The sequence below is a fragment of the Actinomadura sp. NPDC047616 genome (assembly GCF_040642915.1).
Classification (GTDB): Bacteria; Actinomycetota; Actinomycetes; order Streptosporangiales; family Streptosporangiaceae; genus Spirillospora; species Spirillospora miaoliensis.
This window is the reverse complement of the sequence record NZ_JBEYTB010000006.1, coordinates 422,635-437,712: the sequence shown is the minus strand read 5'-3', so window position 1 is coordinate 437,712 and position 15,078 is coordinate 422,635. Positions and strand designations below refer to the sequence as shown.

The 15,078-nt window shown below is 71.1% G+C and carries 12 protein-coding genes and 1 tRNA gene; 7 read left to right on the top strand and 6 right to left on the bottom strand.

Features of this window, described 5'->3' with window-relative positions; all coding sequences use genetic code 11:
* Positions 1–9: 9 nt before the first annotated feature.
* On the bottom strand, positions 10–1,284 hold the full coding sequence (locus ABZ801_RS17820; protein WP_360698842.1) for a PQQ-binding-like beta-propeller repeat protein: 1,275 nt from the start codon (positions 1,282–1,284) through the stop codon (positions 10–12).
* Between the two features lie 523 nt (positions 1,285–1,807).
* On the opposite strand from ABZ801_RS17820, the gene ABZ801_RS17815 reads away from it, so the two are divergent.
* The 6 genes from ABZ801_RS17815 (at position 1,808) to ABZ801_RS17790 (ending at position 6,258) form a co-directional block, all read left to right on the top strand.
* Positions 1,808–3,004 (top strand): helix-turn-helix domain-containing protein, encoded by a 1,197-nt coding sequence (locus tag ABZ801_RS17815; protein WP_360698840.1) that lies wholly within the window; start codon positions 1,808–1,810, stop codon positions 3,002–3,004.
* Positions 3,005–3,227: 223 nt separating this feature from the next.
* On the top strand, positions 3,228–3,425 hold the full coding sequence (locus ABZ801_RS17810; RefSeq protein WP_360698838.1) for a hypothetical protein: 198 nt from the start codon (positions 3,228–3,230) through the stop codon (positions 3,423–3,425).
* A 1-nt stretch (position 3,426) separates the two neighbouring features.
* Positions 3,427–3,624 carry a hypothetical protein gene (locus tag ABZ801_RS17805; protein WP_360698836.1) on the top strand — a complete coding sequence of 66 codons (198 nt, stop codon included), beginning with the start codon at positions 3,427–3,429 and terminating at the stop codon, positions 3,622–3,624.
* Between the two features lie 270 nt (positions 3,625–3,894).
* On the top strand, positions 3,895–4,437 hold the full coding sequence (locus ABZ801_RS17800; protein WP_360698834.1) for a hypothetical protein: 543 nt from the start codon (positions 3,895–3,897) through the stop codon (positions 4,435–4,437).
* 14 nt (positions 4,438–4,451) lie between these two features.
* Positions 4,452–5,261 carry a hypothetical protein gene (locus ABZ801_RS17795; RefSeq protein ID WP_360698832.1) on the top strand — a complete coding sequence of 270 codons (810 nt, stop codon included), beginning with the start codon at positions 4,452–4,454 and terminating at the stop codon, positions 5,259–5,261.
* Positions 5,262–5,376: 115 nt separating this feature from the next.
* Positions 5,377–6,258, top strand: coding sequence for a TIGR01777 family oxidoreductase (locus ABZ801_RS17790; protein ID WP_360698830.1), 882 nt, complete (start codon positions 5,377–5,379; stop codon positions 6,256–6,258).
* A gap of 86 nt (positions 6,259–6,344) precedes the next feature.
* Here ABZ801_RS17790 and ABZ801_RS17785 read toward each other — a convergent pair whose 3' ends face one another.
* The 4 genes from ABZ801_RS17785 to ABZ801_RS17770 all read right to left on the bottom strand — a co-directional run bounded on the left by ABZ801_RS17785 (position 6,345) and on the right by ABZ801_RS17770 (position 10,727).
* Positions 6,345–7,148, bottom strand: a complete 804-nt coding sequence (locus ABZ801_RS17785) for an alpha/beta hydrolase (RefSeq protein ID WP_360698828.1) — start codon at positions 7,146–7,148, stop codon at positions 6,345–6,347.
* On the bottom strand, positions 7,145–9,679 hold the full coding sequence (locus ABZ801_RS17780; protein ID WP_360698826.1) for a PEP/pyruvate-binding domain-containing protein: 2,535 nt from the start codon (positions 9,677–9,679) through the stop codon (positions 7,145–7,147). Before ABZ801_RS17780 ends, ABZ801_RS17785 begins: the two co-directional genes overlap by 4 nt.
* Positions 9,676–10,380 carry a helix-turn-helix domain-containing protein gene (locus ABZ801_RS17775; protein ID WP_360698824.1) on the bottom strand — a complete coding sequence of 235 codons (705 nt, stop codon included), beginning with the start codon at positions 10,378–10,380 and terminating at the stop codon, positions 9,676–9,678. The genes ABZ801_RS17780 and ABZ801_RS17775 overlap by 4 nt, the downstream gene beginning before the upstream one ends.
* A gap of 251 nt (positions 10,381–10,631) precedes the next feature.
* Positions 10,632–10,727: transfer RNA gene (locus tag ABZ801_RS17770), tRNA-Sec, on the bottom strand.
* Positions 10,728–10,778: 51 nt separating this feature from the next.
* Between ABZ801_RS17770 and selD the strand changes: the two genes are divergently transcribed.
* On the top strand, positions 10,779–11,786 hold the full coding sequence (selD, locus tag ABZ801_RS17765) for a selenide, water dikinase SelD (protein WP_360698822.1): 1,008 nt from the start codon (positions 10,779–10,781) through the stop codon (positions 11,784–11,786).
* 4 nt (positions 11,787–11,790) lie between these two features.
* Here selD and fdh read toward each other — a convergent pair whose 3' ends face one another.
* Positions 11,791–15,045 carry a formate dehydrogenase gene (gene fdh / locus ABZ801_RS17760; protein WP_360698820.1) on the bottom strand — a complete coding sequence of 1,085 codons (3,255 nt, stop codon included), beginning with the start codon at positions 15,043–15,045 and terminating at the stop codon, positions 11,791–11,793.
* Between the last annotated feature and the right edge of the window lie 33 nt (positions 15,046–15,078).

Here is a 15,078-nt window from a genome sequence, read left to right as displayed (position 1 = left end):
CCTTTCCCGTCACCCGGTCGGCTTGAGCCGGAAGCCGTAGAGGCTGCCGCCGTGCTCGACCACGGCGAACCCGTCGTTGACCGCGAGGGCCGTCACGGCGATGTTGTCGGCCACCACCCGCCCCGTCCGGTTGTCCAGGGCGAGGAATCCCCCCGGGCCCGGCTGGGCTTGACCGGAACCCTGCTGCTGTTCGAGCGCCATGAACGTCACGCCTGCGGCGGAGGCGACCGGGGTCATCGGCCGGGGGTTCGGGCCGTCCTGCCGCCAGCGAACCCGTCCCGTGTCACCGTCGATGATGACGGTGCGCCGGCCGCTGCCGATGAGCGCCCGCGTCTGCGGGTCGTACGCCCACGCGCGGACCTGGTCGACCCCGAACCCGTACTGGTCGCCGCTGACCTCCGACAGCGGGACGTCGGTGCGGCGCCGCCCGGTGGCCACGTCGATCTGCCGGAGGCGTCCGCCGGTCGTCCTGAGCAGCACGTTGGTTCCGGCGGTGGCCACATGCACCGCCTTCGGCACCCGCCAGACGACCTTGCCTCCCTGGGCGAGGTCGACGCCTCTGACTCCGTCGTCGAGCACCTTGTCCTCGCGCATCACGGCCTTGTCCCCGACGACGTCGTACAGGTCGTCGTTGTCGTAACTCGAAGGAACGTCGACGGGGCCGCCGCCGCTGATCGGCTGGAAACGCGTCGTGCCCCTGGGCTCCCTGTCCGGAGTGCCCTGCCCCTTGGTGTGCGAGATGGCGTACCCGCCGTCGAACGTCCCCCGGTCCCTGTGAGTGATGCGGTCACCGCCGCCGTTGGGAGGAGTTCGCCAGAGTCGCCTGCCCGTGGTGTCCAGGACCAGGTCGGTGAGCTGCTCGTGTTCCCCCCGGGTGCCGGAGGCCGGGACCCGCTCGATGAAGCGCACCACCGCCACCGGCCGTCCCTGAACGGTGTCCCGCAGGAGACGCACCGGTTCGCCACTGAGCAGGGAGGGCTGCTCGACCACGTCGAGCTGATGCCGTTGAAGGGGCTTCCCTGTGGCGGCGTCCAGCACGGTCACCTGATATCCCTGGTGAGCGCTGAGCATCGCCACGGCGTTGCCGTAACCGAGCAGCACCGAGGCCCCTGGGCTCGGCGCACTCCACACCGGTTTGCCCTCCACCCCCGGAAGCACAGGGCCGTTGTAGGACACCTCGGTCTTCCGGCTCTCCGCCCTCGGCGTCTTGTCGTCTCCTCCACCGCAGGCCGCCGCCCCCACCATGACCAGCACGACAAGGGCGATACGACTTTTTGCGATCATCACGACCTCCCGGAGAACACGGCGGCTCACCCCGTCCGCCGCATCTTGTCAATGACCCCTTCGACCGTCATCCCACCCCCGTCAACGCGCACGAACGCACGCCCGGACGCGGTGCGGCGCGCGCCACTTCGACCGCACCGAGTCTCATGGTCGTCCAGATCAAGCTCCGCCCTGCCACCACAGCCCGGAGTCGCCCTGAAAGCCCTCGCACAGGCTTGCGCCGCCGTAACCGTCATGGCCGAGAACCTGAACTGTCCAGCTTTGCGCACCTGGCCGCCGCGCACGCCGAGAACCCCGCGCCGGCGGCTACTTCGTGCAGCTCACCTAATCGGCGGCGCACAGCGACACCGACGACCGCAGGCGGCTGTCGACAAATTCGGGCCGCGTAAATCGACCGGAATGAGGGAAAAGCGAGCCCGAAACGATTGAGGACACCCGCTGTCCTGACAAAGACCCATGACGCGCTCAGGTCCCGCGCCTTAGCCTGAGGAATGTCGAGACGTCCAGGAAAGGTGCAGCGCCTATGTCCGGCACGATCGGCGAACGTCTCAGGCTCGCCCGGCGCGAGCGCGGCATGACCCAGGAGGGTCTCGCGCAGGCCGCCGGTGTCAGCGTGGACCTGGTCTCCAAGCTCGAACAGGGACGCCGCGAATCGGCGCGCATCACCACGCTGGCGAAGCTGGCCAACGCCCTCGACGTCGAGATCTCCCACCTGGTGGACCGGCGCGACCGGCTCGGCGCCGACCGCGACGGCGGCAGCGTCCTGGCGGTCCGGGACGTGCTGTTGTCGCCGTCCCTGCTCCCGGGGATGGACACCGACGACGGCGGCGAGCCGACACCGCTGGACGAACTGGAACGAGCGGTGTCCCGGGCATGGGGCCACTACTGGGCGGGCGATTTCGGCGAAGTCCTCGCCGCCCTACCCGGCCTCATCGGCGAGGCCCGCATCACTCACTCGGCGCTGGGAGCGCCCGCCGTCCAGCCGTTGGCACTCGCCTACGCGCTGGCGTCCAACCTCATGGCGCAGATCGGACGAACGGACCTCGGTCTCGTAGCGGCCGAGCGGGCCATCATCGTGGCGCACACCGGCAACGACAAGTTGCTGTGGGCCACCATGCACGCCGAGTACTCGTGGGTTCTGCTCCACCAAGGCCGCTACGCCGAGTCGGAGAGAGTCGCCGCTGACATGGCGGTTCGAATCGAGCCGTCGTTCCGGGACGGCGAGAAGGAAATCGCCGCGTGGGGCAATCTGCTGATGACCGCCGTCGCTCCGACCGTCGCCCAGGAGCGCACGCCCGACGAGTATTTGCGGCTGGCCGGAGCGGGTGCCGAGAGGCTGGGGCGTCGTGTGCACGTCTATCACACGTCCTTCGCCCCGCCCACCGTGGCGATGCAGGCGACATATGCCTACAGCGTCCTGAAGAAGCCGGGTGAGGCTCTGAAGGCCGCCAAGCGGATCCGGCCGCCGTCGAAAGACCATCCGGGCGACCTGAAGGGCATCTCCTGGGGCGCACATCTGATGGACGTCGCGCAGGCGAGATTCGATGCCGGGCATCGAAGCGCGGCGGCGGCGACGCTGCTGGAAGCCCGGGAGGTGGCGCCGGTCTGGTTCCGGCACCAGCGGATCGCCCGCTCGTTGACGAGAGACATCCGCGAGACGGAGAGGCGGCTGACCCCCGCCACCCGCGAATTGGCCAAGGCGCTCGGCGTCGACGATTAACGCTCCAGTCCATTGACCATCGTCCCCTTGAGTAGGACGCAGTGACCTAGCGTGACCGGATGCGGACGGTGACGTCCGCACATCCTGTCCCTGGTACTCAGGGGGGATCACCGTGAGTCTGTGACGCGTGACGCAGTGCATCTCATCGACCACGACCGCCACGGACCCCGCACGCTGGTCCGGCTCGTCCGCCGAGAAGGCACGCGCGTGGGAAGAGACCCGCGTGAGGATCGAGCGCGAGCTCATGCGGCGTTTCCCCGGGGCGATCGCGGGCTACGGCGAGTACAGCCGTGAGTGGTTCATCTTCGACCGCGCGGGCCGGACGTTCTATGCGCCGACGCCCGAGCAGCTCGCCCACCAGGTCATGCGCGCCTGGCAACGGTCGGCGGGCGCGGTGACGAGACCGGGAGCGCGCGGCTGAGATGGGTGACATCTCGCGGATCAAGGCAGCGCTCCGGGAGGAGTTCCCCGGCTGGTCGATCCTCCACACAGACCGGCACCGGTGGTGGGCCACGCGCGGCCCCAAGCCCGGCGAGCAGGTCAACAACGGCGAGTCGGCGCTCGACGCCGACACCCCCGAGGAACTGCGCCGGTTGCTGCTGGAGGTCAACGACACCTAGACACCGGGGCCCCGGGACCTGACGGCGCCGGCCGGGGCCCCGGCCGGCGGCGGCGCGGCCCCTTCCCACCGCGCCGCCGCCACTCCCACCACCCGCGCCCCCTCTGGGAACGGACACCGAACCCCACGAGCGCGGCACCGAACGGCGGGACGGGCCTTCATGGCGCGACGTCCCGCCCCGTCACCCGAAGTGGCCTTGGCGAGCCACCGCACCGGAGGGAGGTTACGAGCAGCTCCACCCGCCATCACCAATCACGAAACGGAGACCAGCATGACCATCACCATGGAAGCGGTCAGTCAGACCGGCCGCGACCCCCGCGAACTGATCCCCACGTGGGCGTTCGGCCTGCTCGTGGAGGACTTCCGTAAGAAGCACCACACCTCCCATGACTACACCGAGCGCGTCGTCGGACAGCACCTGGTCTTCCTAAAGGCCGCCGGCCGGATCCGCCGGAACGCGCGCAGCGACCCGGCCGCCTACGTCAGGATCGTGCCAACGCCTCCGGTCGACGAGGCGTGGCACCTGAGCCTCCAGCGGACGGAGGTGTACCTTCCGATGAGCTGGCTGTTCGCGGGCTCGTTCATGCACCATCGGCCCGTGATGGACGACGACATCCGCTCGGGAACGGCCCTGGCCCGCACCATCCCCAAGCTCCACGAGACCGGCTATTTCGTCGTCCCCGAATTCTGGGAGGGCGAGGCCGGATCGTCCTGCTGCCCGCCCGAGTGCAACGACCAGGACGGCTTCACGTCCAACCCCCTGGGCAGCTGGGGCGACCTGCTGCCGGACGGACCGTTCGCCATCTCCTTCTGACCTGAAAGGGCTTCATGCGCAGCGACTGGACCGACCTGCCCGAGCAGCTCCGGCACCAGATCGAGGCCGGCACCGGCCCGATCACGCGGGTCGTCCCGGCACCGGCGGGCAACCACGCGGACATCGCCGCAATGGTGCGCACGGCCAAAGGGCGGATGTTCGTCAAGGCCGCACGGAAGTCGGCCGACCGCGACGGCCCGGAGGTCATGTCGTTGCGTCGCGAAGCCGCGGTCAACCCGCATGTCACCGAGTTCGCCCCCCGGCTTCTGTGGCAGGCCGAGGCCGGGGGGTGGCTCGCCCTCGGGTTCGAGCACGTCGACGGACGCCCCGCCGACTTCTCCCCCGGGTCGTCCGACCTTGAGATCCTGGCCAAGACCGTTCACGCCCTTCAGGCCACGCCCTGCCCGGACGTGGTCCGGATGCGGGTGGAGCGGCGCTGGTCCTCGGTCGCCGAGGACGTCTCCCCGATGGCCGGGAACGCGCTGCTGCACGCCGACCTCAACGAAGACAACTTCCTCATCACTTCCGGCGGCCGCGCCCATCTGGTCGACTGGGCGTTCGTCTCGCGTGGCGCCGCGTGGGTCGAGCTGGGCCTGCTCATCCCCTGGCTGCTCAAGGCCGGCCACACACCCGCCGGGGCCGCCGACTGGATCGCGCAGTTCCCGTCCTGGGGCGACGCGGAGCCCGCGGACATCGACCTGTTCTCCGAAGTGTTCGCCGAGAAATGGCGGATCAGTGCCCGGTCCAACACCGCAGAGTGGGTGGCCCTGCACGCGCGCCTCGCCCGACGGTGGGCCGACTACCGGCTCGGCAGGAAACCGTGACCGACCGGATCCAGCACTGAGATGGGTCGGCCAAGGAGACGTTCAGCGCTCGGGGCGCCCCCTGCTGAACGAACCCTTCTCCCTGGGTGCGGGGCCGCTCGCCTATGGTGGGTTGATGAAGGTTGCGGTGACGGGGGCGTCCGGGATGATCGGGACGGCGCTGGTCCGGAGCCTGGAGGCGGATCGGCACCAGGTGCTGCGGCTGGTCCGCCGGGAGCCCGCAGGGCCGCGGGAGGTCCGGTGGGAGCCGGGCGGGACGGCCGACATCGAGGCGCTGGCCGGTGTGGACGCGGTGGTCCACCTGGCCGGGGCCGGAATCGGCGACCGCCGGTGGAGCGCCGCCTACAAGCGGGAGATCCGCGAGAGCCGGGTGCACGGGACGCGGACCGTCGCGGAGGCCGTGGCGCGGTTGCGCCCGCGCGTGCTGGTGTGCGGGACGGCGATCGGCTTCTACGGGGACACCGGTGATCGCGAGGTCGACGAGACCGCGCCGGTGGGCGGCGGATTCCTGGCCGGTGTGGTCCGGGACTGGGAGGCCGCCGCGGCACCGGCCCGGGAGGCGGGCGTCCGGGTCGCGTTCGCGCGCACCGGGGTCGTGCTGGGACGGGGCGGGCTGGTCGGCAGGATGCTGCCGCTGTTCAGGCTGGGCCTGGGCGGCAGGCTCGGCGACGGGCGGCAGTGGATGAGCTGGATCTCGCTCGATGACGAGGTGGCGGGGCTCCGGTTCCTCCTGGACGGCGATCTGGAGGGTCCCGTCAACCTGACGGGGCCGCGGCCGGTGACCAACGCCGAGTTCACCCGGGCGCTGGCGCGGGCCGTGGGGCGGCCGGCGGTGCTGGCGGTGCCCAAGACGGCGCTGCGGCTCGCACTCGGGGAGTTCGCGGACGAGGGGGCGCTGGTCAGCCAGCGGGTGCTGCCCCGGAGGCTGGAGGAGGCGGGATTCGTCTTCGAACACGCCGATGTGACCGCCGCGCTCGCGACGGCCACATCCGTCTGATCCAGGCGGAGAAGCCGAGGGCCGAATGTCACCCGCCGCCGCCCGCGAAGCTCACGACGCCCATCTGCGACAGCCGCCCGGCCCGTTCAGGGCGCGGTGGGACGACCGGGGCGTTGGGAGTGGAGCCAGTCGAGGCAGCGGTCGAGCCAGGTGTCGCAGGGGAGGCCGCGGAGTCGCCAGCCGAAGCTGTGGCCGCCCTCGGCGTAGACGTGCATTTCCACGGAGCGGCCCGCTGCTCGCCAGGCGCTGTAGAGGGAGAGGTTGGACTCGACGACGTTGGGCCCCTCGTCGTCGCTGGCGAACGCGAGGAACAGAGGAGGGGCGTCCGCCGGGACGGTGTAGTCGTCGAAGACGGCGGCGTAGACGGGGACGGCGAAATCGGGGCGGCTTTCCGGGGAGTAGCCGGTTGCGGCGTGGACGGTGAGCAGGCCGCCCGCGGAGAAGCCCATGATGCCGATGCGATCGATGTCCCAGGTGGACGACTGTTCGCGGACGACGCGGACCGCGTCCAGGGCGTCGGCCTTGGCGATGCGTGACTGTGCTTCCAGGGCCTCCATGCTCACGGCCGTGGACCAGCTGTGCAGGAATTCGTCGTCGTCCTCGGGGGTGGGGAGAAGGCGGTATCGGAGGACGAACGCGGTCAGGCCGTGTTCGGCGAGCCGGGTGGCGACGGCCGTGCCCGTGCCGTGGGTGAGGGTGGCGAAGCTGCCGCCGGGGCACACGATCACGCCGGTGCCGGTCGCCGTCGAGGGGGCGGGCGCGTGGACGGTGAGGGACGGCACGGTGACGTTGCGGACCAGCCGGACGTCCTTGGCGCCCCCGATCTCCGGGACGACGGTCTCCTGGCCGTGGGACGCCTCGTGCGGTTCCTGCCACAACGGAATGATCATCGGACCTCCAGCGTCACGGTTCCGGCGTCGCCGTCGACGGTGATGGGCTCGCCGTCGCGCAGGCGCTCGGTCGCCGCGCCGGTGCCGAGGATGGCGGGGATGCGGTACTCGCGGGCCACGATCGAACTGTGGCTGAGCGGTCCGCCGACGTCCGTGACGATCGCGGAGGCGAGCGCGAACAGCGACGTCCACGCGGGCGTGGTGATCCTGGTGACCAGGACGTCGCCCTGGCGCATCCGGTGGAACTCGTCGGGGCCGTGGATGACGCGCGCGGGCGCGGTCACCCGGCCGGGGCCGCCGGGCACGCCCTTGATGACGTGCTCGGACTCCCCGTCGCCGTGCCCGGGCATGAGCCGGGAGAAGTCGATGCCCAGGATCTTCGTGCCGCCCTCGACCGGCAGCGCGTGCGGTGGCGGCACCCGGCGCTGCGCCTTCCAGGTGGCCCTTCGTTCGGTGACGTGCGTGCGGTGGTCGGCCGGGGCCCGGCCGGAGTCCAGGGCCGCGACGGCCTCTTGGAGTTCGTCGTTCCGGAGCCAGAACACGTCGTCTTCGTCGGCGAGCGCGCCGGCGGTGACGAGGCGGCGGCCGATCTCGTGCAACGCACGTCGAACCGTCGGCCAGCCCATGCCCACGTCGGCCAGGGCGTCCTCGCGTAGCGGCGCGACCGTCTGTGCCCAGCGCAGCAGGCGCCGGGCCAACGACGCTCGCAGGCCGTGGCGTTCCTGGAGACCACGCATGGCGTTCTCGCGTGCCTCCTGGGCCGCGCGCTGGCGTGCGTGGGGGTCGGGGGCCTCGTCGGTGAGGAAGAACCGCAGGGTCTGCAGGAGGGGAGCCGTGTCCTCGGCGGGGAGCGGTTTGGCGAAGTCGAGGTCGTAGACGGTGTCGCCGAACTCGGTGAGGTGGGCGGCGAACCGGCGCTGGAACTCGTCGTCCTCGAGGAGCTCCGGCAGCGCGAGGTGTCGTTCGCGTGCCCAGCGCGCCAGGTCGTACAGGGACTTCTCGGCGCGTACGGGCTTGCTGTCGAAGCCCAGCAGGAACGTCAGCGCGGGCCGGTCGTCGCGGCGGGCGACGAGCCTGTAGGCCTTGGTGAACAGCGACTCGCTGATGTACGCCGCGGGCAGCACGCCGCTCTGGATCGCCAGGTAGTAGCGCGCCGCCTCGTCGACGATCTCGCGAACGGCGGCCAGCAGCTCGGCCGCCGACGCGGACGTCGTGTCGACGGCGCGCCGGCGCTCGATGACGGCGGCGTAGGACGCGTGCGCCGTCCGCCAGCGCCGCGGTGCGGTCCGCAGCCCCTGAGGCAGGGTGACGGCGAGGAACCGCGGCTGGGCCAGTGCCATCCGGGCCAGCAGGCCGGGGGTGTAGTTGACGTTGTAGTAGCCGTAGCCGTTGATGACCGCGATCGGCTCGTCGAAGTTGGGAAGCCGGATGCTCTCGTAGTACGCCCGCGTGGCCCGCGCCCACGCGGGAATGCCGAGCGTGGCGAACAGCGGGGACAGCGGCTCGGGCAGCAGTTCCATGACGCTGCCCCGCACGTACTTGCCTCCGGGGTCGGGCGGCGTCCAGTCGTTCGCGGGTTCGGGCAGGGCGGTGATCGGACGTGCCTGGAGGATGTACACGCGGTCGTCGTGACGAGCCCATTCGATGTCCATGGGCTGCCCGTACAGCTCCTCGATGCCGACCGCGAGCAGCGCCAGCTCGGCCGCGTCCTGCGGGCGCAGGACCGGTCGGTGGCGCAGCTCCTCGGGCACCGGCTCCTCGTGCGTACCGCCGGCGGTCCGGACCGTCATGACCTGCTTGTCACTGACGTCTTCCTGGACGATCGACCCCACGGCCTTCTTGACGACGAGCGTGTCCGGAGTGACCTGACCGCTGACGATCGCCTCGCCCAGTCCCCACGCCGCGTTCACCATCACCTCGTCGCGGGCACCGGTCAGGGGGTTCGCCGTGAACAGCACCCCGGCCGCGTCCGCCGGGACGAGTTCCTGCACGACGACGGCCAGGCTGACATCGTCCGGGTCGATCCCGTGACGCGCGCGGTAACCGATCGCCCGGGCCGTCCACAGCGAGCCCCAGCAGCGCTTCACCGCGTCGATCAGGGCGGACTCGCCGCGGATGTTGAGGTAGGTCTCCTGCTGCCCGGCGAAGGACATCTCCGGCAGGTCCTCGGCGGTCGCCGACGAGCGGACGGCCACCGCCTCGCCCAGCCGGGCGTAGGCGGCGCCGACCGCCCGCGCCACGTCGTCCGGCACCGGCTGCTCGGCGCACAGGGCGGCGATCTTCTCGGCGGCGGCGTCGCAGGTCTCGGGACGGTCGGGGACGGCCGCCGAGACGGCCTGGAGAATGCGTTCCCGCAGGTCGTGCACCGCGACGAAGCGCCGGTAGGCGGCGGTCGTGACGTGGAAGCCCGGGGGCACCGGCAGGCCCTTGGCGGCCATGCGCGCCAGGGACGCGCCCTTGCCTCCGGCCTGCTCCAGGGTGGCGCGGGGGTCGTCCAAGGGCAGGACGAGGGGGTCGTCGGGAGTGCTCATGATGGCCGTCCTTTCTGCGGGGCCGGCTCGGTGGTGATGTCGGAGCGGGCCTGTTCCAGCGCGCCGAGCAGGAGCGCCTTGCCCGCCGCCAGGTCGCCGCCGTCCGCCGGGGGCAGGGCACGTTCGAGCATGTCCGCCAGCGCCTCGACCAGTTCGTCGGTGGAGGGCTCGTCGGCGTCCACGGGGACCGCCCGGGAGAACGTACGCCGCAGGGCCGGGGTGAGGGCGTCGAGGATGTACGCCACGGCCCGGATGTCGGCGTCGCGGCGGATGGCGCCCGCGTCCCGCATGACCCGCAGGAACTCGCGGGTGCTGCCGGTGTCCGGCCGCCGCTGGAAGACGTTCGACGGCTTGCGGAGGTACTTGCCGAAGACCTCCGGGTCCCTGGCGATGATCGCAGCGGCCAGCGGAAGCGTCTTGAGCGCGTGCGCCATCGCCCGGTAGACGCTGGCGACGTCGCCGCCGCGCGGGTCGTTCTCCAGCTGCTCGCGCCAGGCGTCCGCGTAGCGGTTCAGCTCGCGCAGCATGACCGCCTCGACCAGCTCGTCCTTGCTCTTGAAGCGCACGTAGACCAGGCCGCGGTGCAGGGCCGCCGCGTCGGCGACGTCGCCCATCGTCAGCTTGTTGTAGCCGAGCCGCAGCAGCAGTTCGGCCGCCGCGTCGAGGATCGCGCGCTCGCGTTCGTGTTCGTTGACCGCCACGATTATCACTTTGACAGATTCTGCGAATCTGTCAACAACACCGTCGCACGGCAGGTGGCTCCTCGGCCCATAGGGTCGAAGGCGATACCGATCATGGGGTACCCCGGCGCGGGGCGGCAGAAGGCGCTTTCATGTCCACTACGCGGTGCTCGCGTCGTTTCGCAGGAGTCGCGTCGCGCCGTAGGGGGCATAGGTGATCCGTCGCGCCGCGATCCGGCGCGTGCGGTCGTCTCCCGTGCGGGAAAGGTTCATGGCGGAGGCGGACGGGAATCGAACCCGCCTGTCCGAGAACCTCGGACACCGCGACTTTGAAGGTCGGGGGGGCCACCAGGCACCCAGACGCCTCCAGCACCGGCGCATACCCGGGCTGACGGCCATCACACCGAGAAGAGGGAGCGATGACGACGACCGAAGGTACCATCCGGCTCACGCAGTACGCGCGGGGCGGCGGGTGCGCGTGCAAGATCCCGCCCGGCGAACTGGAGGACGTGGTGGCGGGGCTGGCCGTCGCGCCCAGCGCGTCCGGCGCGGAGGTGCTCATCGGCCTGGAGACCGGCGACGACGCGGCCGTGGTGCGGGTTCCGGACGACGGCCCGGCCGTGGTTGCGACGGCGGACTTCTTCACGCCCGTGGTGGACGACCCCTACGACTGGGGGCGGATCGCCGCGGCGAACGCGCTGTCGGACGTGTACGCGGTGGGCGGGCGTCCCCTGGTGGCGGTGAACCTGCTGGCGTGGCCGCGGGACGTGCTGTCGTTCGACCTGGCGCGGGAGGTGCTGCGCGGGGGGCTGGACGTCGCGGCGGAGGCCGGCTGCCATGTCGGCGGCGGCCACAGCGTGGACGACGCCGAACCCAAGTACGGGATGGCGGTCACGGGCATCGCCGACCCCGGACGGCTGCTGCGCAACGACCGGGGGCGCGCCGGGCTGCCGCTGTCGTTGACCAAGCCGCTCGGCGTCGGGGTGCTCAACAACCGGCACAAGGCGACGGGTGAGGTGTTCGCGGAGGCCGTGCGGACGATGGTCACGCTCAACAGGGACGCCTCGGAGGCCGCGCTCAAGGCGGGGGTCGAGTGCGCCACGGACGTGACCGGGTTCGGGCTGCTGGGGCACCTCTACAAGCTGGCGCGGGCGTCGAACGTCACGGCCGTCGTCGACACCGCGGCCGTCCCGTATCTGGACGGCGCGTGGCAGGCGGTGCGGGACGGGTTCGTCAGCGGTGGCACGCGGCGCAATCTGGCGTGGGTCGACCCGCACACCGATTTCGGGAACATCGACGAGGAGACGCGGCTGTTGCTGGCGGACGCGCAGACGTCGGGCGGCCTGCTCGTCGCGGGCGAGATCCCCGGCGCGCCCGTGATCGGCGAGCTGGTCCCCCGGCGGGAGCACACGCTGGTCATCCGGTAGCGCGTCACACCTCGGTGCCGGTGGTGTCGGTGATGCCGGCGCGTTCTCGGTAGGAGCGGACCAGGGCCACGGCCTGCGGGCCGCGCGGGCGACGGCCCGGGCGGATGTCGCAGGTGATGGCCTTGGTCTCCTGGATGTGGGTGTTGGGGTCGAGCGCCATGTGAATCAGTTCGTTGGCGGCGTCGCCGGTGCTGTAGCCGTTCGGGCCCCAGTGGTAGGGCAGGCCGATCTGGTGCAGGGTCCGGCCGTTCACCGTCAGCGGCGTCATGCGTTCGGTGACGAGGACGCGCGCCTCGATCACGTTGCGGGCGGAGATGATGGTGGCCCAGCCCAGGTGTTCCAGGCCGCGTTCCCGTGCCAGCTCCGGGGACACCTCGCAGAAGAACTCGGGCTGGAGTTCGGCGAGGTACGGCTGCCAGCGCGACATTCCTCCGGCCGTGTGGTGTTCGGTGAGCCGGTACGTGGTGGCCACGTACGGATACACCTCCGACCCGACGGGCTGGTAGCGGTTGTCGGGGTGCGGGGGCGGCAGGTGCCGTACGGGGTTGCGCTGCTGCCCGTAGAACGGGTTGGTGAACGGCGAGTCCTGGGGTTCGTAGTGGGCGGGCAGGGGGCCGTCCACGAGTCCGCTGGGGACGTACAGCCACGCCTTACCGTCGGCCTGCATGATGAACGGGTCGTTGCCCGCGAGCGCGTCGGCGGCGCGCGCGTCCTCCGGGGGCTTGTAGTCGGGGGCCTTGTCGGGGACGAAGTCGGGCACGTCGTGGCCCGTCCAGCGGCCCTGGGAGGCGTCCCACCAGACGAGGGCCTTGCGTTCGCTCCACGGCCTGCCGTCCGGGTCGGCGGACGCGCGGTTGTAGAGGATGCGGCGGTTGGCCGGCCACGCCCAGCCCCATTCGGGGGCGACCCAGTTCTGGTCGCGGCCGGGCTTGCGGCGGGCGGCCTGGTTGACGCCGTCGGCGTAGACGCCGCAGTAGATCCAGCAGCCGCAGGACGTGGAGCCGTCGTCCTTGAGCTGGGTGTAGGCGCTGAGCGGACGGCCGTCGGCGGCACGGCCGTTGACCTCGGCGAGGACGGCCTCGGCGTCGGGTTCGGCGATCTCCCCCTTGACCGGGTAGTCCCAGGTCAGGTCGAGGACGGGACGGTCCATCTCGTCGGTGGACCCGGCGAGCTTGGCCCGGATGAGGCGGCCGAGGTGGTAGGTGAACCACAGGTCGCTGCGCGTCTCGCCCGGCGGTTCGACGGCGGCGTGGTGCCACTGCAGCATGCGCTGGGTGTTGGTGAAGCTGCCGTCCTTCTCGGTGTGCGCGGCGGCGGGCAGGAAGAACACCTCGGTGGCGATGTCCTCGGTGCGCAGCTCGCCGGTCTCGATCTCCGGGCCGTCCTTCCACCAGGTGGCCGACTCGATCAGTGAGAAGTCGCGCACGACCAGCCAGTCGAGGTTGGCCATGCCCAGCCGCTGCATCTTGGCGTTGGCGGATCCGACGGCGGGGTTCTCCCCCATGAGGAAATAGCCCTTGCAGACGCCGTCGAGCTGGGCCATGACCGTTTCGTAGGTGCTGTGGGAGCCGGTCAGGCGGGGCAGGTAGTCGAAGCAGTAGTCGTTGTCGGCGGTCGCCGCGTCCCCCCAGTACGCCTTGAGCAGGCTGACCAGGTAGGCGCGCATGTTGCCCCAGAAGCCCTTCCGCGCCGCCTCCGCCTGCACGTAGGTGTCGAGGTCCTCGTGCGCATGCGCGTGCGGCATGGGGATGTAGCCGGGCAGCAGGTTGAACAGGGTGGGGATGTCGGTGGAGCCCTGGATGGAGGCGTGCCCGCGCAGCGCCAGGATGCCGCCGCCGGGGCGTCCGATGTTGCCGAGCAGGAGCTGCAGGATCGCCGCCGCCCGGATGTACTGGACGCCGACCGTGTGCTGCGTCCACCCGACCGCGTAGGCGAACGCGGTGGTGCGGTCGCGGCCGGAGTTGCTGATGATCAGGTCGCAGACGGTGCGGAAGACGTCCTGCGGGACGCCGCACACGCGCTCGACCATCTCGGGGGTGTAGCGGGCGTAGTGCCGCTTGAGCAGCTGGAAGACGCAGCGGGGATGCCGCAGCGTCGGGTCCCGTTCGGGGTGGCCCTCGGCGATGGAGGGGCCGCCGGATCCGGCCGCCTCGCCGCGCGCCGCCTCGGCGACCTCGGGCTTGACTCCGCCCTGCGTGCGCCTGTCGTACTCCTGGTCGCGCTGCCCCGCGGCCGCCTGCATCTCCAGGCCCTCGTACTGCCAGGTGGCGTTGTCGTAGCTGCGGCTGTCGGGGTCGAAGCCGGAGAACAGGCCGTCCAGGTCCTCGGTGTCGCGGAAGTCCTCGCGCAGGATGACCGACGCGTTGGTGTAGGCGACGACGTAGTCACGGAAGTACGCGTCGTTCCGCAGGACGTGGTTGATGATGCCGCCGAGGAAGGCGATGTCGCTGCCCGCGCGCAGCGGCACGTGCACGTCGGCCATGGCGCTGGTGCGGGTGAACCGCGGGTCGATGTGGACGACCTTGGCGCCGCGCGCCTTGGCCTCCATCACCCACTGGAACCCGACCGGATGGCACTCGGCCATGTTCGAGCCCTGGATGACGATGCAGTCGGCGTTCGCCAGGTCCTGCTGGAATGTGGTGGCGCCGCCGCGTCCGAACGAGGTTCCCAGACTGGGAACGGTGGAGGAGTGTCAAACGCGCGCCTGGTTCTCGATCTGTATCGCGCCCAGGGCGGTGAACAGCTTCTTGATGAGGTAGTTCTCCTCGTTGTCGAGCGTGGCGCCGCCGAGGCTGGCCACGCCCAGCGTCCGCCGCACCCGCTTGCCGTCGACCTCCCACTGCCAGCCGGCGCGGCGCGCCTCGATCACCCGGTCGGCGATCATGTCCATGGCGGTGTCGAGGTCCAGGTGCTCCCAGTCGGTGCCGTAGGGGCGCCGGTACAGCACCTTGTGCTCGCGGGCCGAGCCGGTGGTGAGCTGGAGGCTGGCCGAGCCCTTGGGGCACAGGCGGCCGCGTGAGACCGGCGAGTCGGGGTCGCCCTCGATCTGGGTGACCTTGTCGTCCTGGACGTAGACGTTCTGCCCGCAGCCGACCGCGCAGTACGGGCACACCGACTTGACCACGCGGTCGGCGGTGTTCACGCGGGGGTCGAGCCGTTCGCTGCGGCGGCTCTTGGCCGCTGCGCCGCGTCCCAGCGGGTCGTCGCCGGTGAGCTGCCGGTAGACCGGCCAGGACTCGATCCATGTGCGGACGCCCATGTCAGCCCTTTTCCGTCCTTTCGTCGGTCTGCT